We start from the raw sequence: 22,973 nt of genomic DNA, 5'->3' as shown, positions 1-22,973 counted from the left end.
GTCGTGGTCGTAAATCGCGAGCGTGTCGTGAGCGTGATCGCGAGCAGAAACCGCCTACCAGGCCGACCAGGCCGTGCTCGTCTCGTCGTAGGCGTAGACCCGCTTGACATCCTTCGCGAAGGCCATGTCGCCGGCCTCCTCGAAGCGGTCGCGGTGATAGCCCTCGGCGTCGCCGCGGACGACGAACGCGTCGATCTCGAACTCGTCGTCGCCGAAGGAGTCGGTCTCCCCGACGGTGAACTCGTAGTCTCCCGGAACGTAGACGGTGAGACTCCGGCTATCCTCTCGCCGACCATCCTGGGGATGGATCGTGACGTTGACCGAGACGTTGTCGACCTCGCGGGTCCAGACGGTCGCGGCCTCGTCGGCCGGGGCCGACTCGACGCGTTTGTCCCCCTCGAGTTCAATGCTCGTGACCCGGACGGTCGCGAGCACGTCCTCGGTCTCGAGGAGGAACTCGTCGCCCACCTCGACGGTCTCGTCCTCGGGCGTGGTCACGTTCGCGGTGAAGGACTCGCCGTCCTGGGAGACGACGACGTCGAGGGTCTCCTCGCGGTCGGGCTCGGGCTGAATCTTGTGGACGTGGCCGCACTCGCCGCAGCGGACGGTGAGGCTGCCGCCGCCGGGCGAGAGCACCTCGTGGACCGTCTCGAGGTCGGGCGAACACGACGGACAGGGCGTCGGGATTCGGTCCTGGTCCTGGGCGTGGGTATCGCTCATAGCACGCCTCTACAGGCTCCGGGCGTAAAAGGCGATTGAAGCGGGTCCGACGCTTGAGGAGGACCCAACCGCTTCAGCCCAGCGACCACCCACCGTGGCGCGCGCCGAACCGCGGCGAACCCGCGGTGAGTCGCGGTTCGGCTCGTGCGAGGGATTCGCGAGCCAGCGGCGAGCGAAGCGGCTGGGGAGGGTGAGGCGTGCGGGTCGTGGCTGCTCTCGAGCGAGGCCGTGGCTCGAGCGACGAGTCCGCAGAAAACTGAGCCCTCGAGACGACGATTAATCGACAGTGGCGGCTCGAGGCGACGGGAGAGAGAAAGCGACTCGAGACGGTAGGTCCGATAACGGCAACGGAGACGACCCAGAACGACTACTCGCCCGTCGGCAGCGCCACCTCCTCGCCGTCGGCGTACACCGTCGGCTCGCGGAGAATCCCGTCCAGGTGAATCGGCGCCTCCACGTCGCCGCCGATCCCCGCATCGTCGCCGATCGCAATGTGGACCGTCCCGGCCGCCTTCTCGTCCAGCAGGACGCTCCCGACCAGCGTCGTCACCGCGACGTTCGTCCCGATGCCCAGTTCCGCCAGGTTGTACGCCGCGTCGCCGATCTCCTCGGCCGCCGTCTCGACCGTCTCGCGGATTTCCGGGTCCGAGATCCGGGTGACGAGGCCGTCTTCGACCTCGAACTCGAGCGTCTGACCTGGCTCGAGCAACCCGTGGGGCATCATGGTGCCGTCGACGACGAAAGTCCCGTCGGCAGTCTTGGGGCTGACGAACACCTCGCCGGCGGGGAGGTTCGACATCCGGCCGGGTTCGTGGACGATGCCGGTGTCCGAGAGGAACTGCCGGTCGCCGATACCGAACGTGACGTCGGTGCCGATAGGCGTCGTCACGCGAACCTCGTCGGCACCGTCGACCTGCTCGCGAACGTCCGTACAGTGGGCCGCGATCGCCTCGTAGTCGGCGTCCAGGCCAGTGGTGAAGACGTCCTCGGTGATCCCGGGGAGAGTCGCGACGCGAGCACCGGCCTCGTTGGCCTCCGTTCGCGCTCGGGTGTGGCTCAGGCTCTTGCTCGTCGGCGCGAGGACGACGTCCGCCTCGGCCATCGCGGCTGCTACGGGCGCCGGCGGTTCGCCGCCGTGGGTCTCTCCTGGCGGGTAGCGCACGATCACTGCATCGTCGGTGATCTCGCTCGCCACCTCATAGAGCGCCGCCCCGATCTGGACCCGCTTGTCGTCGGTAACGACGACACACGATTCGTCGGGCTCGAGGGCCAGGCACTGTCGAACGGCGGTCTCGGCAGGTGATCGAAGATCCGTCATGGATACAGATCGACGGACGGTTCGGAAAGGTGTTCCGGACGGCGAAAATTACTGAATTTCGACGTGTCCGGAATGTCGACAAGTACGGCGTTCGATCACTCGCGAGAGCGTCTCGAGCGCGTCGAGCGCCGGGCACTCGGGCGCAACTGTGCGAAGCGGGCGGCCCATCGACTGCGCCTCTGCGATCGCGGGTCGCGTTTCGATCCGCACCCCGGTGCCCCGAAGTGGCGCTCGACTGGATCGAGTAGGTATTCGTCGCGACGGGAACGCGATCGGTTGACCACAACTGCTGCGAGCGGCGTCTCGAGCGCCAGTGCGAGCTGGCAGGTTCGGTACGGGTCGTGGATGGCGACCTTAGACGGCGTCGTGACGAGCACCGCCGCGTCCGCGCTGGCGAGTTGTACTCCCACGTCACGGGCCAGTCTGGCCGGGCAGTCGACGACGACGCGACCGTAGCGTCGGTCGAGCGCGTCCACGATACGCGGGAGTTCGGCGAGGTTCGACGCCCGAGCACCCTCGAGGGTACGACCGCAGGGGAGGATCCGGACGGACCCGGTCGAATCGACGGCGTCCAGGGGCGTCGCCCGGCCGACGAGGACGTCGTGGAGGTCCGGGCCGCGTCCGGATCCTGCCGGGAGGTCGGCGGCGGCGAGGTCCGCGTCGACGACGACCGCTCCGAGTTCGGCGCCGAGATTTAGCGCCATCGTCGACTTACCGACGCCGCCTTTTCCACTGGCGACGGCGACGATCATCGTTCCAGGGGATCTCGAGGAAGGTGGATGGCTCGATAGGGGTAGGGTATGCGAGAGGAGTGGGTGACTCGAGAACGGTTCGCGGGCTCGGGGGAAGCGCCAGTACCGCGGCCAGGATCGGGATCATGATCTGAATCGCGCGCAGTATCGGAATCCCAACTGGAGCCACCGTCCAGAACCGCACCGACCGGCGCCCACGGCGCGAGCGACGCCAGGACGTCGTCCGGTCGGGCCGGTCCGTCCTCGCAATCCCCCCGTTTGGCCGATACGAGTTCGACTGGGGACTCGAGTGCCGCCTCGAGTTCGGTTCGAGCGTCGATGGGATCAGGAGTTCGAGCATCGGTTCGAGCGCCTGTGAGATCGGCGGATCCGTCGGACGCCAGCGTCCGCTCTGCCGCCGCCGCGTCGTCGACCGCATCGGACACCGGCGTCGCGAATCCGAACCCCGACGACGGCCGGGTTCGAGACAGGCCGTCCACTCAGCCGTCGCCCCCTCGCCGTCTCGCGGCGACCACGTCGGTCCGGGTACGGTACTTCGCACGCGGACGCGCTGAGGCGTCGAGTACGTGTTCCACACCGTCGCGCAGACGAACGCCACCCCGGAGACGGTCGTCGCCGTCGCCTCAACCTCGACCATGGTCGCTCCTGCCGCCTGCTGGTATTTAAACTCGAGTACGACGGCTTTCCCGACTCGAGCACGGTAGCTTGCCTGACGACACGGCGCCCGGGGCTGGAGTGGACGACGGGTCGACGAGCGGTGGGGCCGGTGGACTCGAGGCGACTGCGGTCGAGGCGGTGGACTTGAGGCGACTGCGACCGAGATCCGAATGATCAAATCCGTGAGTCCACTGGGGACGGGCATGGAGGTTCTGTTCCGGTTGCTGGCGTTGCTCGCCGTCGTGCTCGCCGGCGCCGGACTCCGAACGGCCGGGATCCTCGACGCGACGCGGACGACGCGGCTGAACGCCGCTACCTACTACGTCGCCATGCCGGCCCTGATCTTCGTCGCCACCTACGACCAGGCGATCGCGTCGCTGCTCTCGCCGGCCCTCTTCGTCGGCATCGTCGCCGTTCTGGCGACCACGGCGGCGCTGGCGTGGACCGTCCACCGCAAACGCGACTCGAGCGCCCGGCGGAGCGTCGCCGTCGTCCAGTCCTACCACTCGAACCTCGGCTACCTGGGGATTCCGCTCGTCGCGGCGACTTTCGACGCGAGTGTAACCGCGATCGCGAGCGTGATCCTCGGCATCGCGACGCTGCTCCAGGCGCCCCTGACGATCACGATTCTCGTGGCGTTCAACGGGGCCGAAACGAGCGCGAGACGCCAGTTCGTTCGACTCCTCGGGAACCCCGTCCTGGTCGCACTGGTCGCTGGCATGGTCGTCGGCTCGGTCGGCCTCTCGGTGCCGGGGCCGTTCGTCGCTGGCCTCGACGTCCTGGCCACCCTGGCGCTTCCGCTCGCGCTCGTCTGCGTCGGTGCCTCCCTCGAGTTCGATCTGCCCGAACTCGATCCTGTCGCGACGGGCGCCGTGACTGCGATGAAGGTCGCGGTCATGCCTGCCGTTGCCTGGGCGATCTTCTCCGCACTCGCGGTCGACGACGCGACGTTCACCGCCGCGGTCGTCATGCTGGCGATGCCGACGGCCGTCTCGACGTACGTCTTCTCGAGCGAGCTTGGCGGCGACGAACGGTTCGCCTCGCTCAACGTCTTCGTGACGACGGTGGCGTCCGTGCTGACGCTGTTCGTCGTAATCGCGCTCGTCAGCGGCGCGTGAGTCGGCGGCGATTCGGGAGACGGCGCGACGAAACGGCCGAACCGTATATAGTGCTCCCGCGGTGACAGCAGGCATGAACGTTCCCGAGGCCGCGCAAACCGGCGAGGCCACCCTCGCGGAGATCCAGACCGCCGTCGTCGGCGAGTCCGGGCGACTCGAGACCATACTGACCGCCATCCTCGCCCGGGGCCACGTCCTGCTCGAGGACGTCCCCGGCACGGGGAAGACGCTGACCGCCCAGACGATTGCGACGGCACTCGACCTCGAGTTCACCCGCGTCCAGTTCACGCCTGACCTGCTCCCGGCGGACATCACGGGCACGCACATCTACAACGAACACGACGCGACCTTCGAGTTCGAACGCGGCCCGATCTTCGCGAACGTCGTCCTCGCCGACGAGATCAACCGCGCGCCGCCGAAGACTCAGGCCGCCCTGCTCGAGGCGATGGGCGAGGGACAGGTGTCGGTGGCCGGGGACACGTACGACCTGCCGGAGCCGTTTTTCGTCATCGCGACTCAGAACCCCGTCGAGCAGGAGGGGACGTTCCCGCTCCCGGAGGCCCAGATCGACCGGTTCATGGTCAAGACGTCGATGGGGTACCCCGACCGCGACGGCGAGTTGACGCTGATCGATCGTCGAGCGAGTCGCCAGTCCAGGACGCCCACGGTCGAGAGCGTCGTCGACCGCGAGGCGGTGCTGGCGCTACAGGACGTTCCCGAGACGGTGACCGTCGACCCCGCCATCCGGGCGTACTTGATCGACGTCTGCCGGGCGACCCGTACCGACGACCGCGTCCAGGTCGGCGTCTCGCCGCGGGGCATCCAGCGACTGTTCGAGGCCAGTCGGGCGCGAGCAGTGCTCGCCGGGCGGGACTACGTCGCCCCAGAGGACGTTCACGCGGTCGTTCACCCGGTCCTCGACCATCGACTGGTGCTGACGACCGAGGCGGACGTTCGTGGCGTCGATCGGGCAACGGTGATCGACAGCGCGCTCAACAGCGTCCAGGTGCCGTCGATGGGCGAGTGAGGCGTCGAGACGCTCGAGCGGTTTCTGGACCAAGACGGTAGCTCGAGTCCGCCGTCGAGACATACTATACTTATTGTACCAAAGGTCGTGGGAGCGACAGGCCCGAGAAGAAGTGAACGAACACGGCGAAGATGGACAGGCCGAAGACGGACACTCGAGAGCGAGCGAGAAGCCAGCGCGTTAGAGGAGGTACGTCTCGTGGCGCTCACCCAGGTCCTCGAAGTCGTCGGCCGCCTCGACGAGTTCATCGGCGGTCGAGGCTTCGAACGCCATCACCTCGACCTTGACGCCCTCGTGGCGCAGGTGCGAGCACAGCCTCGAGAAGTCGCCGTCGCCGGTACAGAGGACCATCGTGTCGACGTGGTTGGCGAGCGTGACGGCGTCGAGGCTCATCCCGACGTCCCAGTCGGCCTTCTTCGTCCCGTCCGAGAAGCGCTTGATGTCCTTGATCTTGGGCTCGAAGCCGATGTCGTACAGCGCCTCGAAGAAGCTCTCCTCCTCGGGCGAATCGGCCCGGATGACATAGGCGATCGCACGTGTGAGTTGACGGCCGTCGACGGCCTCCTCGAGGAGTTCCGAGTAGTCGATGTTTCGACTGTAGATGCTTTGGGCGGTGTGATACAGATTCTGCGCGTCGACCAGAACCGCGACGCGCTGGCCCGGATGAACGTCTGTCATACGGTGTCTTGTGTGGGCCACCGTGAAAACCGCTTCCATCTCCAATGTCGTGAAAAGAACGCCGGGAGGGAAAATGGGGTCGAATCGACTCGAGGCGGCCAAATTCGGTCCTTTCGCCGGTCGCGAACCATGCGAGTGACTGGTATCGGCTTATCCGTCTCACGGGTGAAGGGAGTCCCATGGAAAGAGACAATTCAGTATCACGACGGCGAGTGCTCTCCGCCGCGGGCGCCGGTGTCACCCTGGCACTGCTCGCGGGCTGCACGGAAGGGGGAGGACCGGGGGAGAACAACACCACCGGCGGTGACAACGAGACAACGGGTGGTGGCGACGAAAACGAGACCGGTGCTGGCGGAACGGATAACGAGACCGAGGCCGGCAACGAAACCGGAGATGCCAACGAAACCGGAGATGCCAACGAAACCGCCGCGGGCGGTTCCGGCGAGTGGGAGGGCGTCGACGAAATCGTCCTCGACGGAATCACCGAGGGGTGGGAGGGCGTCGAACCGGCGCCAATCGAGGGCGAGACTAACCCGACGCTCATCCTGACCGAGGGCCAGGAGTACGACATCACCTGGGAGAACGCCGACGGCCAGCCACACAACATCGTGATCTGGGACGACAACGACGAGGTCGTCGAGGACTACCAGACCGAGATCATCGAGGAGGAGGGCGAAACCCAGACGCTGACGCTCCAGGCCACGTCGGAGATGACCCAGTACGTCTGTGAGGTGCACATCGGGACGATGATCGGCGAGATTCAGGTCGAGTCGGGTGGGTGAGCAGATCGACTCCGCTGCGTGATCAGTTCCGCAGCCGCGCGATGCGTTTCTCCGTCGGTGGGTGCGTCGAGAGCACCTGCTGGAGGAGGCTCCGGTCGGTGTTCAGGATGCACAGCGCGCTAACGCTGTCGTCGATTCTCGACTCGCGCCCCTCGGCGCCCCGGGAAATCTTCTCGAGGGCTCGAGCCAGCGGGTCACCGGCGCCGATGGCCTCGCGGGCGTCGGCGTCGGCGACGTACTCGCGGTAGCGGCTGATCGCCATGACGAACAGCATGACGAGGAAGTTCGCCGCGATGGAGGCGACGTACGCGAGGACGAAGCTCCCGATGTTGTTCTCGCCCATCCCGCGAACGACGAAGAAGACGGCGTAGCTAACGATCATGCCGATCGACTGGCCGAGCACCATCGTGATCACGTCGCGGTTGTTGATGTGGGCGAGTTCGTGGGCGATGACGCCCTCGAGTTCGTCGCGCTCGAGCAACCGGATGAGTTCGGTCGAGACGACGACGATGCCGGCGCCCTTGCGGCCGGTGGCGAATGCGTTGGGGACGCCCATATCAGCGACCATGAGCCGCGGTTTGGTCTCGAGGCCCATCCGATCGCAGAGCGTTTCGGTCATGTGGTGGATCTCCTGGTACTGCCCGGATTCGGGCATGTCCTCGGCGCCAACGCTCCTGACGGCCATCCATCGCCCGAGTTTGTACTGAATCGCCGGGACGACGACGATCCCGACACCCAGGACGAGGTACAGCGGCGCGCCGAAGGCGGCGGCGAAGACGAAACCCCCGAGAAGGTAGAAGCCGAACAGGATCGAACCGACGATTGCCATCCGGACTTTCAATCCAAAGTCGTTCATACGCGCTCCAGTTAGCGATTCAGACGTATAAATATCGCGGGAAGTCACGGACTCGAGCCGATTTGTGCCCGAAATTCGGGCCGCCAATCAACTCGAGCCGTCAACCATGTGACCGACGCTGGAATCCGTCGCGTGATAACACGCCAGGCAGATTTGACGAGAGGCGCAACCGATAAGTTCCTCGACTGCCGTGTGTCTCGTATGCGTCGCGTTACGCTCGCGGTCGAGGCCCGTTCGACGGCCCGGAGCGACGCGACTCCTCGTTTTCGCCCCACAAAATCGAAAAAACGTGCGTAAGAGTGCTCACTGCGAGATTAGCACCCTCGTTTCGGGCACGTTTCGGATCGAACGCACGGTCTAACAATTCACACTTCAGAGGGCAGCGCGGTCGTTTCGCGCCGCTCTCGATTGCAGAACCCACGGCCCACGACCCACGGTCGACAAACCCACACCAATGACACACGACATCGACTTCACGGGCGTCTTCCCGGCGATGTGCACGCCCTTCGACGCCGACGAGCGAATCGACTACGAGACACTCCGCGCGGACGCCCAGCGCCTCGAGACCGCGGGCGTCGACGGCCTCGTCCCCGTCGGCTCTACTGGCGAATCCGCCACCCTGACCCACGACGAGCACGTTCGCGTGCTCGAGGCGGTGATCGACGCCGTCGACGACGTGCCCGTGATCGCGGGCACCGGTTCGAACAACACGCGCGAGGCGCTCGAACTCTCCGAGCGCGCGGCCGATGCCGGCGCCGATGGCCTCCTCCTAATCTCGCCGTACTACAACAAGCCCGAACAGCGCGGTCTGCTCGAGCACTACCGGACCATCGCGGACGCGGTCGACGTGCCCCAGATCGTCTACAACGTGCCCTCGCGGACGGGCCGGACGATCGAACCGGACACGGTCGTCGAACTGGCCGACCACCCGAACATCGGCGGCTACAAGGCCGCAGAAGGCGACCTCGGCGTCATCGGCGAAATCGTCGAGCGGACCGCTGACTCGGACTTCTCGGTGCTCTCGGGCGACGACGCGCTCACCCTCCCGATGCTCTCGATCGGCGGACGCGGTGGCATCAGCGTCGTCGCCAACATCGAACCCGAGCGAACCGTCGCGATGGTCGGGGCCGCCCTCGAGGGCGACTACGAGCGCGCCCGGGCCATCCACCACGAACTCGGGCCGCTGATGCGCGAACTCTTCGTCGAGACGAACCCCATCCCAGTCAAGGAGGCGATGGCGATCCGCGGGTACGGCCCCGCGAGGCTACGCCCGCCGCTCACCCGCCTCCAGGACGAGTACCGCGAGGACCTCGAGGCCATCCTCGAGGACCTTGAGAACCAGCCCACCTCCCGGGCGGAGGCCGAGTGATGAGCGTCCGGGTCGGCGTCACGGGCGCAGCCGGCCGCATGGGGCGACGCGTCCTCGGCGTGCTCACGGACCGCGACGACTGCGAGGTCGCCTTCGCGGTCAACCGGAGCACCGACGTCGAGCGCCTCGCAGGCATCGAGATCGAGTCCGCTCTCGAGATCCACCCCTTGCTCGAAGAGCGCGACCCGGACGCGGTAATCGATTTTACGGGACCGCAATCGGCGCTCGAGTACGCCGCCGCCTGCGCCGAGGCGGGTGTCCCGTTCGTCACGGGGACGACGGGATTTTCCGACGAGGACAAGTCACAGCTCGAGGCCTACGGCGACGAAACCGCGCTGCTTCACAGTCCGAACTTCGCTCGCGGCGTCCAGGCGCTGCTCGCGCTCGTCGGGGACGCCGTTGCGAGCCTGCCCGGTTACGACGTCGAACTCGTCGAGACCCACCACAACGGCAAGCGCGACGCCCCGAGCGGGACGGCTAACCGACTGCTCGAGGAGATTGAATCGGCCGGCGACTTCACGGATCGCGTCCACGGCCGAGAAGGCGAGCAGCCGCGTCGAGCGGGCGAGATCGGCGTTCACGCCCTGCGAGCCGGGAACGTAACGGGGGAACACGAGGTCGTCCTCGCCGGCAACCACGAGGAACTGCGACTCACCCACCGCGCCGAGGACCGCGGGGTCTTCGCCGCCGGCGCCGTCGACGCGGCGGTCTGGCTGGCCGGCCAGGAACCCGGCCGATACGACTTTTCGGAGGTACTTTCAGCATGAGTCCATCGACCGACGGCAATACGAACGCGAATTCGAACGTAAACTCGGACGCGAGCGCACTCGAATCCGCGATCACCGACCTGTGGAACCGCTACGAGGCGAACGGCGTCGACGCCGAGTCAGCGACCGAAGACGACATGGCGACGCTCGAGGCCTTCCTCGACGCGCTCGAGGCGGGCGACGTTCGCGCGGCCGAACCCCACGGCGAGGACGGCGAGTGGACGGCCAACGCCTGGGTCAAGCAGGGCATCCTGCTCAACTTCGGCCTGCGCGAAACCCGCGCCCGCGAGTACGGCGGCGTCACCTACAACGACGTGCTCCCGCTCGCGGACTCGAGCGACTTCGGCGAGCGCGGCTCCCGAAACACGCCCGACGGCACAGTCGTGCGCCGGGGCGCTCACGTCGGATCGGACTGCATCCTGATGAGCCCGGCGTTCGTCAACGTCGGCGCCCACGTCGGGGACGGAACGCTCGTCGACTCCTGCGATACGGTGGGTTCGTGCGCCCAGATCGGCGCGAACGTCAAGCTCGGCGCCAACACGCTGATTGGCGGCGTCCTCGAGCCAGTCGAGAACGCCCCGGTCGTCATCGAAGACGGCGTCTCGCTGGGCGCAGGCTGTCGCGTCACCTCTGGATTCGTCGTCGGCGAGAACTCCGTCGTCGGCGAGAACACGCTACTCACGCCACGAATCCCGGTCTACGACCTCGTCGAGGAGGAGATCATCTACGGCGAGTTGCCCGCGGAGCGCCGCGCATTCACCCGGTTCGTCGAGTCCTCGATCAGCGACCACGACCTGTTCGAGGGCGGGGCGTACAAGCCCGCCGTCGTCGCGACCGCCCTCGAGGACCGGACACTCGAGCGCTCCGAACGCGAGGAGGTGTTACGAGACCAATGAGCGCGGCCGAATCGGGGGTACCGAACCCGCCAGTTCGCCGCCTCGGCGACTGGAGCGCGAGCCACCTGCGGGACCTAGCCGACGACTACGGGACCTCGCTGTACGTCCTCGACCTCGAGCGCGTCCGCGAGAACTACGAGCGACTCGAGACCGCGTTCCCCGAGAGCGAGATCATGTTCGCAGCGAAGGCGAACGCGCTCGGCAGGGTACTGGAGACGCTACTCGAGGCTGGCGCGGGCATCGAGTGTGCCTCCGCCGGCGAACTCGTCCGGGCGCTCGAGGCGGGCGCGCCGGGCGAGCGGGTCCACTACACGGCGGTCAACCCGCCCGCGACGGACCTGGACCTCGCGGTCGACGCGGCAGCCGACAATCACGCGCTAACGATCACCGCCGGCGCCGAAGACACCATAGATCGCCTCGAGGAACGCGGCTACGACGGCCGGCTCTGCCTGCGCGTGAACCCCGGCATCGGCGCGGGCCACCACAAGAAGGTTCGGACGGGCGCGGACGCGAAGTTCGGCGTTCCAGCGAACAGGGCGGTCGAGACGGCCGTCGACGCCGCCGAGCGCGGGTTCGACGTCGTCGGCGTCCACGCCCACGTCGGCTCCGGCGTCTCGAGCGACGACCTGGACGCTCACCGCGAGTTCGTCTCGCGGATGGGGGACCTCGCGCGGGAGGTGAACGAGGCGTTGACCGCCGCTCCCGATGCGCAGGCAGGCCTCGAGTTCGTCGACGTCGGCGGCGGTTTCGGCGTCCCCTACCGCGAGGACGAGGCGCCGCTCGACCTCGAGGCGGTCGCCGAAGCCACCCGTGACGCACTGGGGGAAGTCGACGCCCGACTGACGATCGAACCCGGTCGGTACTTGGTGGCCGACGCCGGGGTGCTCCTGACGCGGGTAAACACGGTCAAGGACGCCCCGGAGACGACCGTCGTGGGCGTCGACGCGGGTATGACGACGCTGGCTCGACCGGCGATGTACGGGTCGTACCATCCGATCCGGAACCTCGAGGCCAACGCCGTCGATCGGCCCGAGACCCCGCAGACGGTGACGGGCCCCATCTGCGAAAGTTCGGACGTCTTCTGTACGGACCGCTCGTTGCCGGAGACGGCCCGTGGCGACCTCCTCACGATCGGCAACGCCGGCGCCTACGGCTACGAGATGGCGAGTACGTACAACTCCCGTCCGCGGCCCGCCTCGGTCGTCCTCGAGGCCGACGGCTTGGCGACGCTCTCGCGGCGCCGCGAGACGCTTGAGGACGTCGTTCGACTCGAGCGGGCCGCTGGAGATGGCGAGGTCGATAGCGACGAACCGAACCGCGGCTCACCGCGGGAGGTGTCCCGATGAGCGCCTTCGCCGACGTCCACTTCGAGAAGTACCACGGGACCGGCAACGACTTCCTCGTGATCGACGCCGAGACGTACGTCCCCGACCGTCGGGGGCTGGCCGCACGCGAGTGCGACCGCGAGGCGGGCGTCGGCGCCGACGGCATCCTGTTCCTGGCGCTCGAGGACCGGTACAACCCGCCGCGGGTAATCATGACGCTCGTCCAGCCCGACGGCGGGACGGCGCCGATGTGTGGCAACGGTGCCCGCTGCGCCGGCCGGTGGGCCATGGAGCGTACCGGGAGCGACGAGGTCATGATCGATACCCAGGCCGGGACGCGCCACGCCTATCGCGTGGAGAGCGACGGGAGCAACGGGAGCGGCGAGGAGGACCAAGACCAGGACGACCGGATCGCCGTCGAGATGGGCGAACCGACCTTCGACCCGAAGTCGATTCCAGTACTCGCGGACGACCCCGTGGTCGAGGAATCCATCGAGGGCCTCGAGGTCACGGTTGTCAACACGGGCGTTCCACACGCCGTCGCGTTCGTTGAGGACGTGGACGCGGTCAATCTCGAGGCCGTCGCGAAGCCGGTTCGCCACGCCGAGGACTTTCCGCTGGGGACGAACGTGAACCTCGCGAGCGTCGAGGGTGACGGGTTCCGCCAGCGAACCTTCGAACGCGGCGTCGAGGGCGAAACCGATGCCTGCGGAACCGGTGCGGTGGCCATCGCCGCGGCCGCCCGCCGACTGGGGCTCGCCGACGGCGACTCGATTTCCGTTAGCCCACCGGGCGGCGATCTCGAGGTCGTCTTCGACGGCGACACCGCGACCCTGATCGGCCCGGTCGAACACGAGTTCGACGGCGAGGTGCAGACGACCCACTTCTCGTCGTTCGACCCGTGATGGGGGATTCGGAGGGGTTCGACCCGATCGCCTTCCTCAAGGCCGCGGTCGAAATCCCTTCCCACCCCGACGCCGGGGTCGCGGAGATGCGAGCCTTCCTGGTCGAGACCCTCGAGGACCACGGGGTCGAGGGGACGTTCGACGAGGCGGGGAACATGCTGGCGACGCGCGAGCCGGCGACAGCCAACGAACGGCGGGACGGTGACCTACACTACGTCCTCAACACCCACATCGACACCGTCTCACCGCACGTCCCGCTCGAGGTCGGGGACGGCGAAATCCGCGGCCGTGGATCCTGTGACGCGAAGGGACAGGTCGCCGCGCTGCTCGCCGCGTTTCTCGAGGCCGAGACAGCGAATCGAGTGACGCTCGCGATCACCCCCGACGAAGAACTTCTCTCGACAGGCGCCCACGCCCTCGCCTCCCGGCCTGACTCGCCAATCCAGGACGCCGACGCCGTCATCGTCGGCGAGCCGACCGGCCTCGACGTCTGCACCGCCGCGAAGGGGCGCTTCGAGGGGACGGTCGAACTCTCGGGGACAAACGCTCACGCCGCCGAACCGCAGTCGGGCGTCAATGCGGTGGCCGCCCTCAAGCAGGTTCTGGGGGCGCTCGAGACGTTCGACGACCGGGAGGACGCGCCGCCTACCCACCCCAACCTCGGGGCCGCGACGCTCACGCCGACGGTCGTCGAGGGTGGCGAGGCCACCAACCAGGTGCCCGACAGGGTTCGCCTCACGGTCGATCGGCGGAGCGTTCCACCCGAAACTGCAGACGGGTTCGAGCGGGCGCTGGTGACCCACCTCGAGGCGGCCGTTCCTGCCGACGTCGGCGTCGACTTCGCCTTCACCGAGCGGCCGACGCCGTTCCTCGAGGCCTGGGCGACCGACGCCGAGACGTCGATCGTCGACGCCCTTGCGGCGGCGAGCGGAGGCGAGGTGCGCCCGTTCACGGCCGCCACCGAGGCCTCTTACTTCGCCGCCCACGCGCCTACTGTCGTCTTTGGACCGGGGGTGCTCGCGGACGAGGACGGCGCCGTTGCTCACTCCCCACGGGAGTACGTCGAAACGGCCGCCGTTCGGGCGGGAGCGGAGGCCGTGAAGCGAGTGCTCGAGTCGCCGTGAGTGGCGAGCACCGGGCGAGCATCGATCCACAAGGCGGATCCGGGTCCGAAGCCCTTTCCTCGAGTCCGCGCGAACGGGCGGTAGAGACCAAGAATGAACGGGCACGCCGTCGACGAGAGCGGGAGAGACGAAAATGCCGACCTGCGGACCATCGCAGACTACCAGTTCGGGGCCGGCGCCGGCGCGGCGCTGTTCCCGCCCGGCGAGGACCGTCGCATCGAACGGACGACCTCGGGTCGTCCCCAGCAGATCCACGCTGGCCGTGGGCGAATCGTCTCCTTCGGCACCGACGGCCGCTTCACCCTCGGCCTCGAGGGCGGCCGCCGCCTCCACCAGGCGCTCGAGCCGCCTGCCTACCGAATCGTCGTCGACGACGAGAGCGAACCGTTCGTCCGCGACGGTAAGAACGTCTTCTCGAAGTTCGTCCTCGAGGCGGGGCCCGAGATTCGGCCGGGCGACGAGGTGCTCGTCGTCCACGAGCGGGGCGACCTGCTCGCAGTCGGCCGCGCGGAACTCGACGGCGAGTCGATCCTCGACTTCGAGTCAGGGATGGCGGTGAACGTTCGGAGCGGAGCGAGTCGGGCGGACGACTAGCTCAGTGATTCTACCCGTCTCACTCGAGGCGTCGCGCTCGAACCAGCGCTTTGAGCGGGGCGAACGAGACGACGCGACCGTCTTCGACCCGAATGTCGAACGTCTCGGCCGCCTCGTCGGAGGCCTCCCGTAGCGTTCGTTCGACCCGTTTTCGCTCCTCGCCGGTACAGGACTGGCCGTCGGTCCAGGATTCGAACTCGAGTTGCTTTCGCAGCTGAACCGTCTCCTCGAGCGCGAACCCCGCTTCGCGGAGCCACTCGTGCCACCGTTCGATCGTGTAGGACTCGATGTGGGTCGGGTCACGGAGCCGTTCGACGCGGTTGATGAACTCGCCGAGCGACGGGTCCACGGGCGCTACGTTATCCTCGAGCGCGAGCGTTCCACCTGACTCGAGCACGCGGGACACCTCGCTCACGAACGCCGTCGGGTTCGGGAAGTGGTGGGCGGCGATCCGACAGGTGACGGCATCGAACGCGTCGCGGGCGAACGGAAGGCGCTCGGCGTCGACGACGGCCCCCTCGAGGCCGTCGAAGGCGTCGACGGCAGTTTCGACCATGGACGGCGCGGCATCGCTCGCGACGACGGTTGGAACGCCTCGAGCGGCGACGGCACCAGCGGTGTGGCCCGCGCCCGTCGCGACGTCCAGGGCGCACGTCGCATCCGCACACCACGACGTCAGTCGCTCGAGGTCGGCGCCGCGGCGATGGACGTCGCTGTCGAGGTAGTGGTCGGTAGCGGTGTCGAACGCAACGGCCGTCTCCCGTTTTCCATCGTGTTCCTCGGTCACTGGCTCGCTATCAGTCGAGGAGTGCTGTATAGATGTCGACCGTCCGACCGTTGCCGCGCGCTCGAGGCCACCGTCCTCTCGAGTCCCCGAGTCGCACGATCGAGGTCGTACGTCGGTCCCGACTCGAGTCAGTACACTGACCGGTGATAGACCTATGGTACTCGGTGGCATAGAGGTAGTATGCTTCCACGACTCCGACGATTCCTGGTCATGCTCGGCGGGGCGGTCGTCGCCGCGGCCGTGATCACGCTCTTGTTCGCCCCACCGACGCTCGTCGCTGGGGTGGTCACCTTCGCCGTCGTGATGGTCGCCGGGGCCACGCTCTCGTACGTGATCGGCTACCTCGAGACGCCGTGGGCGACGCCCGGCTACGTCGACGCCGACGAGGAAATTCGATCGCGTGACCACACCGAGACGGCCGACCGCGACGCCGAAGAGCTTCAATGGGCGATCCGGGAGGGGATCGGTGTCGCCATCGCCTCGATGTTCGGACTGCTGTTGCTCGTCGCGTTCTTGCTCCAGGCGACCACCCTGTTTACCGGATCGGCGCTGACGGCGACTCAGATCGGCGTCTGGGCGGTCATCGCGATCCTCGGGGTCACGTTGATGGTGCTCGGCCTGTGGAGCTGGCGCGGACGTGACGACCTCGAGAGCGGCGATTCACCGGAGTCCGGAAGCCTCCGGTGAGGTTGTATCTCGGGTTTCGTCGCTCGAGTCGAGATGCCAACAGAGACGCAGCAGGCCCGAGGGACACGGGGTACAACGGACGCGAAGGGCACGAGGGTTCAACAGACGCGGAGGCCGCGAAGGCCCCAAAGAACGTTGCGGGACGCGAGGGACGCGAGAGACGGTTCCGGTGGGTTTTTGCCCGCGGCTGGCCACGTCTCGAGTATGTTTGGAGGTGGCGGCGGACTCAATCCACGGAAGATGGAACAGATGATGAAACAGATGGGGATCGACGTCGACGAAATCGACGCCGAGGAGGTCATCATCCGGACGGCCGACCACGACCTCGTCTTCACCGACGCGGACGTCACGAAGATGGACGCCCGCGGCCAGGAGACCTACCAGGTCATCGGGACGCCTGAGGAGCGCGAGCGCGGGAGTGCCGGTGACACTGGCGGCGCCGACGCGGACACCGACGAATCCGGCGCCGATACCGGGTCGGCCATCCCCGACTCGGACATCGAAATCGTCGCCGCCCGCACCGGCGTCAGCGACGACGAAGCCCGCGAAGCCCTCGAGGCCGAGGACGGCGACCTCGCAGCCGCAGTCGAACGCCTCGAGTGAGCCCGGTACTCGCGTGACGGGATTACCTGACGGTGGAGACGAGAGTGGGACTGACGAGCGAGACACGAACGCAGACGTGAACGCGAGCGACGCGGGCGAACCGGTAGCCGAAGCCGAAGCGGAACCCACCGACCGACCGCCAGTCCTGCTCGTCCACGAGGACCGCGAACACCTCGTCCAGCCCGGCGAGGAGTTCGGCTCCGACCTCGGTGTCCTCGAGGTCCCCACCGACGTCGAACCAGGGCAGGTCCTCGAGACCCACCTCGGCACCGAGTTTCGCGTCCGAAAGCTCCGCGGTCCCGACCTCTTCCATCACTTCGAGCGCACCGGCGCCCCGATGGTGCCACGAGACGTCGGCCTCGTGATCGGCGAGACTGGCATCGGTGTCGGCGACCGCGTGCTCGACACCGGTACCGGAACCGGCGTCCTCGCGGCCTCGATGGCCCGCGCTGGCGCATCGGTGGTGAGCTACGAGCGCGACCCCGAGTTCGCCGACGTCGCACGGGAGAACATGGCCCTGGGTGGCGTCTCGAGCGACGTCGAGGTTCGGACGGGCGACCTTCGAGATGACCTCGAGACCCTCGCAGCGGGCCCCGGTTTCGACGTCCTCACCCTCGATACGGGCGACGCGCCGACCATCGTCGAGCACACGCCCGACCTCCTTGCCGAGGGCGGGTTCGTGGCCGTCTACAGCCCGTTCGTCGAGACCGCCCGCGAGACCAGCGAGGCCGCTCGCGAGGCCGGACTCTCGAATGTCGTCACCCGCGAGACCATCCAGCGGGAGATGACCTTCGACGACCGGGGGTCGCGGCCGTCGACCGCCCCCGTCGGCCACACCGGGTACCTGATCGTGGCTCGACTCGAGTGATCGATCGGTCGAGTGATTAACTATCGAGTTCGCCCGCTACGGGCGTCAATGACGAACTCGAGTGATCGATTCCGCGAGGATCAGTTGTCGTCTTCGCGCCACTTGTACTCGCACTCCGCGCAGATGAAGAACCGGGTCTCGGACTCGTCCGCCGAGCGCGTCTGCTGGAGGTACCAGTACGCCTGGTCGTGGCCACACTCGGGGCACCGGGCCTCGGTCTTCGGGAGCGACGTCTCGTCGGAGGACTCAATCACCTCGGTCGCCTCCTGGTCTTCGGTGACTACGTACTCGTCGCTGTCGCCTTTCGGTTTCGTAAAGTCGCAGCTACCGCAGACCCAGTAGCCATCGTCCGCCTTCATCATCGAGCCACATTCGTCGCAGAATTCCATGTATCCGGCTACGGGAGTCGAGACACATTAATGGCGCGTTCCGCCGCGGACGGCAGGAAATCGAGAGACTCGAGCAAGGAAACGGAAACCGAGCGGCGAAGGGCCTCGAGGGCGATTGAGGCGTCGAGACGCTCGAGCATCGTGCTCGCCGTTCCGTCACGACCGCGAAAAAACGGAAACAGGCGATCCCCCCAGTGGATCGGTTGGTGGTGGATGGTTTCCCCCCATCGCTCGCCCGCGTCTGCCGGGCACCCCATACACACGGCATCCGCGGTGCGCAGCAGCCTGTCTAACGTGCTGCTAACTCGGGATAGCAGGTTCTTCCATATAAAAACATGGGATTTTTCGCCTCGAGGAACGACAGGAGGCCGCCTCAATCCGATCCTGAACACGTTCCGACAGCCGTTGAAGCGTCTGCGTCTCTCGTTTTCCGCCTACTGCTGCTCGCACAGGAGTTCGTCCACCAACAGTCGACCGCAGCCGCGCATCGTTCGAGCGCGGACAGGAAAGCGGCCGCGTCGCTCGAGTTACTCGAGCAACCAGCTCAACACCGCCTTCTGGGTGTGGAGCCGATTTTCTGCCTGATCGAACACGATCGAACGCTCGCTCTCAATGACGGCGTCGGTGATCTCCTCACCGCGGTGGGCCGGCAGACAGTGCATCACGGCCGCTTCGGGCGCGTGCTCGAGCAGTTCCTGGTTGACCTGGAACCCCTCGAACGCCCGGAGGCGAATCTCGCGTTCGTCCTCCTGGCCCATGCTGACCCAGACGTCGGTGTAGACGACGTTCGCGTCCGTCACCGCCTCGACGGGGTCGTGCGTAACCGTCGGCGCCGTTCCGAGATCGGCCGCCCGCTCGAGGACGGCCTCGTCGATGCCGTGATCCTCGGGCGTCGCCACCGTGAGGTCGATTCCGGCGAGCGCACAGCCGAGGACGAACGACTGAGCAACGTTGTTCCCGTCGCCGATCCAGGTCGCCGAGACGGAATCCAGGTCGGCGAAGCGCTCGCGGATCGTCAGGAGGTCAGCCAGCGTCTGGCACGGGTGGGCGTCGTCGGTCAGCCCGTTGACGATCGGCACGTCCGCGTACTCGGCCATCACCCGAATATTCTCGTGTTTGAACACCCGTGCCATCACCGCGTCGACGTACCGCGAGAGAGTCCTCGCGGTGTCTTTGAGTGGTTCGCCACGACCCAGCTGGATGTCGTCGGCTCCGAGGAAGATGGCGTGACCGCCGAGGTGGGTCATCCCCGTCTCGAAGGAGACGCGCGTCCGAGTGCTGGGCTTCTGGAAGAGCATGCCCAGCGTTTTCCCTGGCAAGTCGGCGTGGCCCTCGCCGCGCGTCTGGGCGAGTTTGTAATCGGCCGCCCGGTCCAGGACGGTAAACAGTTCCTCGCGAGAGAGGTCGTCGATGTCGAGCAGGTGGCGCACGTCACCCTCGATTCCGGCCGCCGAGCGACTCGCGTGGGCGGGACGACTCGAGTCGCCCGTCATCACGCGTCCTCCCCCCGGAGCATGTTCCCGACGCGTTCGAGGACCGCGATCGAGCGCTCGTAATCCGCGAGCGAGAGGCGTTCGTCGGGGGCGTGATCGAGGTCCGAGTCGCCGGGGCCGTAGGTGACCATCGGGCAGTCCCACGCGCCGGCGTAGAGGTTCATGTCGCTCGTTCCGGTCTTCCGGAGGAGTCTCGGCTCGCCGCCTTCCTGCCGGATCGCGACACGGAACGCCCGTGCGATTTCGGTGCGTGGACTCTCCATCACCGGCGGGATCGGCTCCTTCCAGGAGACGGTGCCGACCTCGAGGGCGGCTTCCGCCGTCTCTCTCACGCTGTCGGCGTCGAGACTCGGCGGGATGCGGAGTTGTGCCTCGAGGGTCGCCTCCACGGAGAGGCCGTCCTCGGTGGTGCCGCCCTCGAGCGAGACGGGTTTGGCGGTCACTTGCTCGAAGACGGGTTCGTAATCGTCGGGCTCGAAGGCATCCTCGACGGCCGACCACCAGCGAGTGGCCTGCTGGATGGCGTTCGGTTCAGGCCGGGAGGTGTGACCGGACTCGCTGGTGGCGACGTAGGTGCCGGCCAGGAAGCCGCGATAGCCCAGCGTGATGCCGTCGACTCCGGAGGGTTCGCCGTTGATCACGGCACCCGGTGCCTCCCGGTCGGCGACGAGGTGGCGCGCGCCTCGCGAGTCCGTCTCCTCGCCGACGACGCCGACGAAGGAGAGGCCGGTGGTAACGGCGGCGACGGCCATCGCGGCCAGCGGGCCGGTAGCGTCAACGCTGCCGCGGCCCCAGAGGACATCCTCGCCTGCGGTCGCGACCTCGGCGTCCACGTCCTCGTCGCTCGCCGATTCGACCCGAACCGGAATCTCTCCCGGGACGGTGTCGACGTGGGAGGTCAGGAGGACCGCATCGTCGGCCGGCGCCCGTACGTTGCCGACCTCGTCTATCCAGACCTCGCGGTCGTGGCTCTCGAAGAAGTCGGCGAGCACTTTGGCTGCCGCGTCCTCCTTGCCCGAGGGCGACGGGGTCGAGACGAGGTCGATCAGCAGTTCGCGAGCCGCCGCTCGAGTGACTGCGCTCGACTCGAAGTCGGTGCTCGTCTCGCTTCCGTCGGTCTCGTCGGCGGGAGCGGTCGCCGCCTCGTCCGTTTCGTTCGCGTCCATCTCTGGCGTGGCCTGCGTCATTGTTCTTCCATGTCTCGAATCATTGCTCTGCCGTGGGTGTGAGAATCGCCGACAGTGCGTCGACGACCTGGGCTGCGTGCTCGCGCTCGAGAACCAGCGGCGGGAGCAACCGAACGACGCTTCGACCCGCCGGCAGGGCGAGTATCTGATGCTCGAGTGCGAGATCCCGGAGCACGCGGTTGGCCCCGCGCTTGACTTCGAGGCCGAGCATCAGGCCCTCGCCGCGGACGTCCCGGAGGGACACGTCGGACGCCTCGAGTTCGGCTTTCAGGGCGTCGCCAACCTCGGCGGCGTTGGTTGCTAAATCCTCGTCGACCAGGACGTCGATGGTGGCATTCGCGGCTGCGCAGACGAGCGGGTTCCCCGAAAACGTCGACCCGTGGGGACCGGCGTTTTCGGCGATCCAGTCGGCACACAGCGTCGCCCCGAGCGGAAGCCCACTGGCGAGCCCTTTCGCGGTCGTGAGGATGTCGGGCTCGACGGGGCTGCCGATGGCCTCGTTCTGGCAGGCCCACGTCGTCCCGGTCCGGCCGAGTCCCGTCTGGATCTCGTCGAAGATCAGTGCCGTCCCCGTCGCCTCAGTGACCTCGCGGGCCGCCTCGAGGTAGCCCGCCGGCGCGGGGTGGATGCCGCCCTCGCCCTGGATCGGCTCGAGGATCACCGCGGCGGTGTCGTCGTCGACGGCGTCAGATAACTCGTCTGCGTCCCCGTAGGTGACGAACTCGACGTCTTGGAGCAGCGGCTCGAAGGGCTTCCTGTACTTCGGTTTCCACGTCGCCGAGAGCGTCCCCGCCGTCCGGCCGTGGAAGGCGCGCTTCGCGGCGACGATCTTCGTCCCGCCGGTCGCGCTCCGGGCGAACTTCAGCGCCGCCTCGTTAGCCTCGGTACCTGAATTGCAGAGCCAGACGTTCTCGAGGTCGCCGGGGGCGAGCGCGGCCAGCCTGGTGTGGAGGTCGGTCCGGGACTTGACCGGGTACGAACCCTGGACGTAGAGCAACTCGCCCGCCTGCTCCTGGATCGCCTCGACTACCTGCGGGTGGCAGTGACCCGTCGGCGTGCAGGCGTAGCTCGCGCCGAGGTCGAGGTAGTCGGTGCCGTCCTCGCTGGTGAGGAACGCGCCCTCGCCCGAGGCGATCGAGATGGGTTTCTCGGAGAAGACGAACCCGCTCATTGGTTGGTCACCTCGAGCGCCGCCTTCTCGTCCGCGTCGTCATCGTCAGTTTCGCCATTGAGCCCCAGGCCCAGCGCGCCAGGGGTGATCGTCGTCCCGTGACCCGCGATGGCATTCGAGACGGGATCGTTCGCGTTCGCATCCGCGACCACGACCGAACTCGCGCCGGTCTCGAGGGCCTCTTTCGCGGCCATGACCTTCTTCGTCATGAAGCCCTCGGCGGCGTCCTCGACAGCCGCGAACGACTCTTCGTCCGTCGCCTCATCGATCTTTGTCGACTCATCTTCGGGATCGGCGTAGATCCCCGAGACGTCCGTCAGGAGCACGAGGTCGGCCTCGAGCGCCCCCGCGACGGCCGCGGCCGTGCGGTCGGCGTCGGCGTTGACCGCGGTGCAACCGCCGTCCTTCTCGGCGCCGAGGACGGGTCCGCCCACGACGGGGACGTACCCGCCCGCGAGCAGGGTCTCGAGGAGGCCCGCATTGACGTCCTCGATGGTCCCGGAATGATCGCCGCGCTTGATCTTCTTCTTGCCGTCCTCCTGGACGCGGACGGCCGACTTCCGCTTCCCCGAGAGGAGCTGGCCGTCGACGCCCGAAAGGCCGACCGCGTCGACGCCCTCGTTCTGCAGGGCCTCGACGAGGTCGGTGTTGAGCTTCCCGGGCATGACCATCTTGAACACGTCCATAGTGCGCTCGTCGGTGAACCGCCCGACGACGCCGCTGGGAGTCTCGACGTAGGTGGGCTCCTCGCCCAGTTCCTCGAGTGTCTCGTCGACCGCCGTCGAGCCGCCGTGAACGACGACGACCTGCTCGCCGTTGGCTACGAGGTGAGCTACGTCCGCCAGGGCTTCCGCGGGGTCGACGGCTCGAGCGCCGCCGATCTTCACTACTATTGTCATC

Annotated in this window: 26 protein-coding genes; 13 read left to right on the top strand and 13 right to left on the bottom strand. The window is 67.3% G+C overall.

All coding sequences use genetic code 11. The features are described 5' to 3' along the window. Positions 1-54: 54 nt before the first annotated feature. The 4 genes from NGM29_RS05320 to NGM29_RS05305 form a co-directional block, all read right to left on the bottom strand. Positions 55-720: an HVO_0476 family zinc finger protein gene (locus NGM29_RS05320; protein WP_254159399.1), complete on the bottom strand. Its 666-nt coding sequence runs from the start codon at positions 718-720 to the stop codon at positions 55-57. A 367-nt stretch (positions 721-1,087) separates the two neighbouring features. Further along, the gene (locus NGM29_RS05315; RefSeq protein WP_254159398.1) at positions 1,088-2,038 is read right to left on the bottom strand and encodes an aminopeptidase; all 951 of its coding nucleotides are present in this window, start codon (positions 2,036-2,038) and stop codon (positions 1,088-1,090) included. Between the two features lie 95 nt (positions 2,039-2,133). Next, complete coding sequence (locus NGM29_RS05310) at positions 2,134-2,790, bottom strand: P-loop NTPase (protein WP_311136843.1); 657 nt, start codon at positions 2,788-2,790, stop codon at positions 2,134-2,136. Further along, positions 2,787-3,269 (bottom strand): hypothetical protein, encoded by a 483-nt coding sequence (locus NGM29_RS05305; RefSeq protein ID WP_311136842.1) that lies wholly within the window; start codon positions 3,267-3,269, stop codon positions 2,787-2,789. Before NGM29_RS05305 ends, NGM29_RS05310 begins: the two co-directional genes overlap by 4 nt. Before the next feature lie 381 nt (positions 3,270-3,650). Here NGM29_RS05305 and NGM29_RS05300 point away from each other — a divergent pair, with 381 nt between their 5' ends. After that, a complete protein-coding gene (locus NGM29_RS05300; RefSeq protein WP_254160425.1) occupies positions 3,651-4,565 on the top strand; it encodes an AEC family transporter in 915 nt (304 codons plus the stop codon). A gap of 73 nt (positions 4,566-4,638) precedes the next feature. Beyond that, entirely contained in the window at positions 4,639-5,592 is a 954-nt protein-coding gene (locus NGM29_RS05295) for an AAA family ATPase (protein ID WP_254159396.1), read from the top strand. A 180-nt stretch (positions 5,593-5,772) separates the two neighbouring features. On the opposite strand, the gene NGM29_RS05290 is transcribed toward NGM29_RS05295, so the two are convergent. Then, entirely contained in the window at positions 5,773-6,270 is a 498-nt protein-coding gene (locus NGM29_RS05290; protein ID WP_254159395.1) for a LabA-like NYN domain-containing protein, read from the bottom strand. 179 nt (positions 6,271-6,449) lie between these two features. Between NGM29_RS05290 and NGM29_RS05285 the strand changes: the two genes are divergently transcribed. Beyond that, positions 6,450-7,052: a cupredoxin domain-containing protein gene (locus NGM29_RS05285; protein WP_254159394.1), complete on the top strand. Its 603-nt coding sequence runs from the start codon at positions 6,450-6,452 to the stop codon at positions 7,050-7,052. A 22-nt stretch (positions 7,053-7,074) separates the two neighbouring features. On the opposite strand, the gene NGM29_RS05280 is transcribed toward NGM29_RS05285, so the two are convergent. Next, entirely contained in the window at positions 7,075-7,908 is an 834-nt protein-coding gene (locus NGM29_RS05280) for a M48 family metallopeptidase (RefSeq protein WP_254159393.1), read from the bottom strand. A 454-nt stretch (positions 7,909-8,362) separates the two neighbouring features. On the opposite strand from NGM29_RS05280, the gene dapA reads away from it, so the two are divergent. The 7 genes from dapA (at position 8,363) to NGM29_RS05245 (ending at position 14,888) form a co-directional block, all read left to right on the top strand. Continuing rightward, positions 8,363-9,277, top strand: a complete 915-nt coding sequence (dapA, locus tag NGM29_RS05275) for a 4-hydroxy-tetrahydrodipicolinate synthase (protein ID WP_254159392.1) — start codon at positions 8,363-8,365, stop codon at positions 9,275-9,277. Further along, a complete protein-coding gene (gene dapB, locus NGM29_RS05270; RefSeq protein WP_254159391.1) occupies positions 9,277-10,044 on the top strand; it encodes a 4-hydroxy-tetrahydrodipicolinate reductase in 768 nt (255 codons plus the stop codon). The genes dapA and dapB overlap by 1 nt, the downstream gene beginning before the upstream one ends. Continuing rightward, positions 10,041-10,940, top strand: coding sequence for a 2,3,4,5-tetrahydropyridine-2,6-dicarboxylate N-succinyltransferase (locus NGM29_RS05265; protein WP_254159390.1), 900 nt, complete (start codon positions 10,041-10,043; stop codon positions 10,938-10,940). Before dapB ends, NGM29_RS05265 begins: the two co-directional genes overlap by 4 nt. Beyond that, positions 10,937-12,286, top strand: coding sequence for a diaminopimelate decarboxylase (gene lysA / locus NGM29_RS05260; protein WP_254159389.1), 1,350 nt, complete (start codon positions 10,937-10,939; stop codon positions 12,284-12,286). The genes NGM29_RS05265 and lysA overlap by 4 nt, the downstream gene beginning before the upstream one ends. Further along, on the top strand, positions 12,283-13,170 hold the full coding sequence (gene dapF / locus NGM29_RS05255) for a diaminopimelate epimerase (RefSeq protein WP_254159388.1): 888 nt from the start codon (positions 12,283-12,285) through the stop codon (positions 13,168-13,170). The genes lysA and dapF overlap by 4 nt, the downstream gene beginning before the upstream one ends. Beyond that, complete coding sequence (locus NGM29_RS05250; protein ID WP_254159387.1) at positions 13,170-14,294, top strand: M20 family metallopeptidase; 1,125 nt, start codon at positions 13,170-13,172, stop codon at positions 14,292-14,294. Before dapF ends, NGM29_RS05250 begins: the two co-directional genes overlap by 1 nt. 93 nt (positions 14,295-14,387) lie before the next feature. Continuing rightward, entirely contained in the window at positions 14,388-14,888 is a 501-nt protein-coding gene (locus tag NGM29_RS05245; protein WP_254159386.1) for a PUA domain-containing protein, read from the top strand. A 19-nt stretch (positions 14,889-14,907) separates the two neighbouring features. Here the strand turns inward: NGM29_RS05245 and NGM29_RS05240 are convergent, their stop codons facing one another. Continuing rightward, on the bottom strand, positions 14,908-15,675 hold the full coding sequence (locus tag NGM29_RS05240; RefSeq protein WP_254159385.1) for a class I SAM-dependent methyltransferase: 768 nt from the start codon (positions 15,673-15,675) through the stop codon (positions 14,908-14,910). A 180-nt stretch (positions 15,676-15,855) separates the two neighbouring features. Here NGM29_RS05240 and NGM29_RS05235 point away from each other — a divergent pair, with 180 nt between their 5' ends. The 3 genes from NGM29_RS05235 to NGM29_RS05225 all read left to right on the top strand — a co-directional run bounded on the left by NGM29_RS05235 (position 15,856) and on the right by NGM29_RS05225 (position 17,833). Beyond that, positions 15,856-16,362 (top strand): hypothetical protein, encoded by a 507-nt coding sequence (locus tag NGM29_RS05235; RefSeq protein ID WP_254159384.1) that lies wholly within the window; start codon positions 15,856-15,858, stop codon positions 16,360-16,362. Between the two features lie 204 nt (positions 16,363-16,566). Further along, the gene (locus NGM29_RS05230; RefSeq protein ID WP_254159383.1) at positions 16,567-16,965 is read left to right on the top strand and encodes a nascent polypeptide-associated complex protein; all 399 of its coding nucleotides are present in this window, start codon (positions 16,567-16,569) and stop codon (positions 16,963-16,965) included. A gap of 76 nt (positions 16,966-17,041) precedes the next feature. After that, positions 17,042-17,833 carry a methyltransferase domain-containing protein gene (locus NGM29_RS05225; RefSeq protein WP_254160423.1) on the top strand — a complete coding sequence of 264 codons (792 nt, stop codon included), beginning with the start codon at positions 17,042-17,044 and terminating at the stop codon, positions 17,831-17,833. A gap of 80 nt (positions 17,834-17,913) precedes the next feature. Here the strand turns inward: NGM29_RS05225 and NGM29_RS05220 are convergent, their stop codons facing one another. From NGM29_RS05220 to NGM29_RS05195, 6 genes are all read right to left on the bottom strand, one after another. Further along, complete coding sequence (locus tag NGM29_RS05220) at positions 17,914-18,222, bottom strand: transcription factor S (RefSeq protein ID WP_254159382.1); 309 nt, start codon at positions 18,220-18,222, stop codon at positions 17,914-17,916. 8 nt (positions 18,223-18,230) lie between these two features. Next, positions 18,231-18,479, bottom strand: coding sequence for a hypothetical protein (locus tag NGM29_RS05215; RefSeq protein WP_254159381.1), 249 nt, complete (start codon positions 18,477-18,479; stop codon positions 18,231-18,233). Between the two features lie 270 nt (positions 18,480-18,749). After that, positions 18,750-19,715, bottom strand: coding sequence for an ornithine carbamoyltransferase (gene argF, locus NGM29_RS05210; protein WP_254159380.1), 966 nt, complete (start codon positions 19,713-19,715; stop codon positions 18,750-18,752). Then, complete coding sequence (locus NGM29_RS05205) at positions 19,715-20,902, bottom strand: [LysW]-lysine hydrolase (protein ID WP_425499229.1); 1,188 nt, start codon at positions 20,900-20,902, stop codon at positions 19,715-19,717. The genes argF and NGM29_RS05205 overlap by 1 nt, the downstream gene beginning before the upstream one ends. A 19-nt stretch (positions 20,903-20,921) precedes the next feature. After that, positions 20,922-22,073 carry an aspartate aminotransferase family protein gene (locus NGM29_RS05200; RefSeq protein ID WP_254159379.1) on the bottom strand — a complete coding sequence of 384 codons (1,152 nt, stop codon included), beginning with the start codon at positions 22,071-22,073 and terminating at the stop codon, positions 20,922-20,924. After that, a complete protein-coding gene (locus NGM29_RS05195) occupies positions 22,070-22,972 on the bottom strand; it encodes an acetylglutamate/acetylaminoadipate kinase (protein WP_254159378.1) in 903 nt (300 codons plus the stop codon). The genes NGM29_RS05200 and NGM29_RS05195 overlap by 4 nt, the downstream gene beginning before the upstream one ends. Position 22,973: the final 1 nt, after the last annotated feature.

Origin of the sequence: Natronosalvus rutilus, from assembly GCF_024204665.1 — an archaeon.
GTDB lineage: Archaea > Halobacteriota > Halobacteria > Halobacteriales > Natrialbaceae > Natronosalvus > Natronosalvus rutilus.
The sequence above is the reverse complement of the archived record's forward strand: the minus strand, read 5'-3'. Positions and strand labels throughout refer to the sequence as shown.

Coding starts and splice junctions, on each gene's coding strand:
- NGM29_RS05310 (WP_311136843.1), bottom strand. CDS start 2,790: ATGATCGTCGCCGTCGCCAGTGGAAAAGGCGGCGTCGGTAAGTCGACG.
- NGM29_RS05235 (WP_254159384.1), top strand. CDS start 15,856: ATGCTTCCACGACTCCGACGATTCCTGGTCATGCTCGGCGGGGCGGTC.
- NGM29_RS05250 (WP_254159387.1), top strand. CDS start 13,170: ATGGGGGATTCGGAGGGGTTCGACCCGATCGCCTTCCTCAAGGCCGCG.
- NGM29_RS05200 (WP_254159379.1), bottom strand. CDS start 22,073: ATGAGCGGGTTCGTCTTCTCCGAGAAACCCATCTCGATCGCCTCGGGC.
- NGM29_RS05230 (WP_254159383.1), top strand. CDS start 16,567: ATGTTTGGAGGTGGCGGCGGACTCAATCCACGGAAGATGGAACAGATG.
- NGM29_RS05285 (WP_254159394.1), top strand. CDS start 6,450: ATGGAAAGAGACAATTCAGTATCACGACGGCGAGTGCTCTCCGCCGCG.
- NGM29_RS05205 (WP_425499229.1), bottom strand. CDS start 20,902: ATGACGCAGGCCACGCCAGAGATGGACGCGAACGAAACGGACGAGGCG.
- lysA (WP_254159389.1), top strand. CDS start 10,937: ATGAGCGCGGCCGAATCGGGGGTACCGAACCCGCCAGTTCGCCGCCTC.
- NGM29_RS05245 (WP_254159386.1), top strand. CDS start 14,388: ATGAACGGGCACGCCGTCGACGAGAGCGGGAGAGACGAAAATGCCGAC.
- NGM29_RS05300 (WP_254160425.1), top strand. CDS start 3,651: ATGGAGGTTCTGTTCCGGTTGCTGGCGTTGCTCGCCGTCGTGCTCGCC.
- dapA (WP_254159392.1), top strand. CDS start 8,363: ATGACACACGACATCGACTTCACGGGCGTCTTCCCGGCGATGTGCACG.
- NGM29_RS05295 (WP_254159396.1), top strand. CDS start 4,639: ATGAACGTTCCCGAGGCCGCGCAAACCGGCGAGGCCACCCTCGCGGAG.
- NGM29_RS05280 (WP_254159393.1), bottom strand. CDS start 7,908: ATGAACGACTTTGGATTGAAAGTCCGGATGGCAATCGTCGGTTCGATC.
- NGM29_RS05215 (WP_254159381.1), bottom strand. CDS start 18,479: ATGGGGTGCCCGGCAGACGCGGGCGAGCGATGGGGGGAAACCATCCAC.
- dapB (WP_254159391.1), top strand. CDS start 9,277: ATGAGCGTCCGGGTCGGCGTCACGGGCGCAGCCGGCCGCATGGGGCGA.
- NGM29_RS05315 (WP_254159398.1), bottom strand. CDS start 2,038: ATGACGGATCTTCGATCACCTGCCGAGACCGCCGTTCGACAGTGCCTG.
- NGM29_RS05220 (WP_254159382.1), bottom strand. CDS start 18,222: ATGGAATTCTGCGACGAATGTGGCTCGATGATGAAGGCGGACGATGGC.
- dapF (WP_254159388.1), top strand. CDS start 12,283: ATGAGCGCCTTCGCCGACGTCCACTTCGAGAAGTACCACGGGACCGGC.
- NGM29_RS05290 (WP_254159395.1), bottom strand. CDS start 6,270: ATGACAGACGTTCATCCGGGCCAGCGCGTCGCGGTTCTGGTCGACGCG.
- NGM29_RS05320 (WP_254159399.1), bottom strand. CDS start 720: ATGAGCGATACCCACGCCCAGGACCAGGACCGAATCCCGACGCCCTGT.
- argF (WP_254159380.1), bottom strand. CDS start 19,715: ATGACGGGCGACTCGAGTCGTCCCGCCCACGCGAGTCGCTCGGCGGCC.
- NGM29_RS05195 (WP_254159378.1), bottom strand. CDS start 22,972: ATGACAATAGTAGTGAAGATCGGCGGCGCTCGAGCCGTCGACCCCGCG.
- NGM29_RS05265 (WP_254159390.1), top strand. CDS start 10,041: ATGAGTCCATCGACCGACGGCAATACGAACGCGAATTCGAACGTAAAC.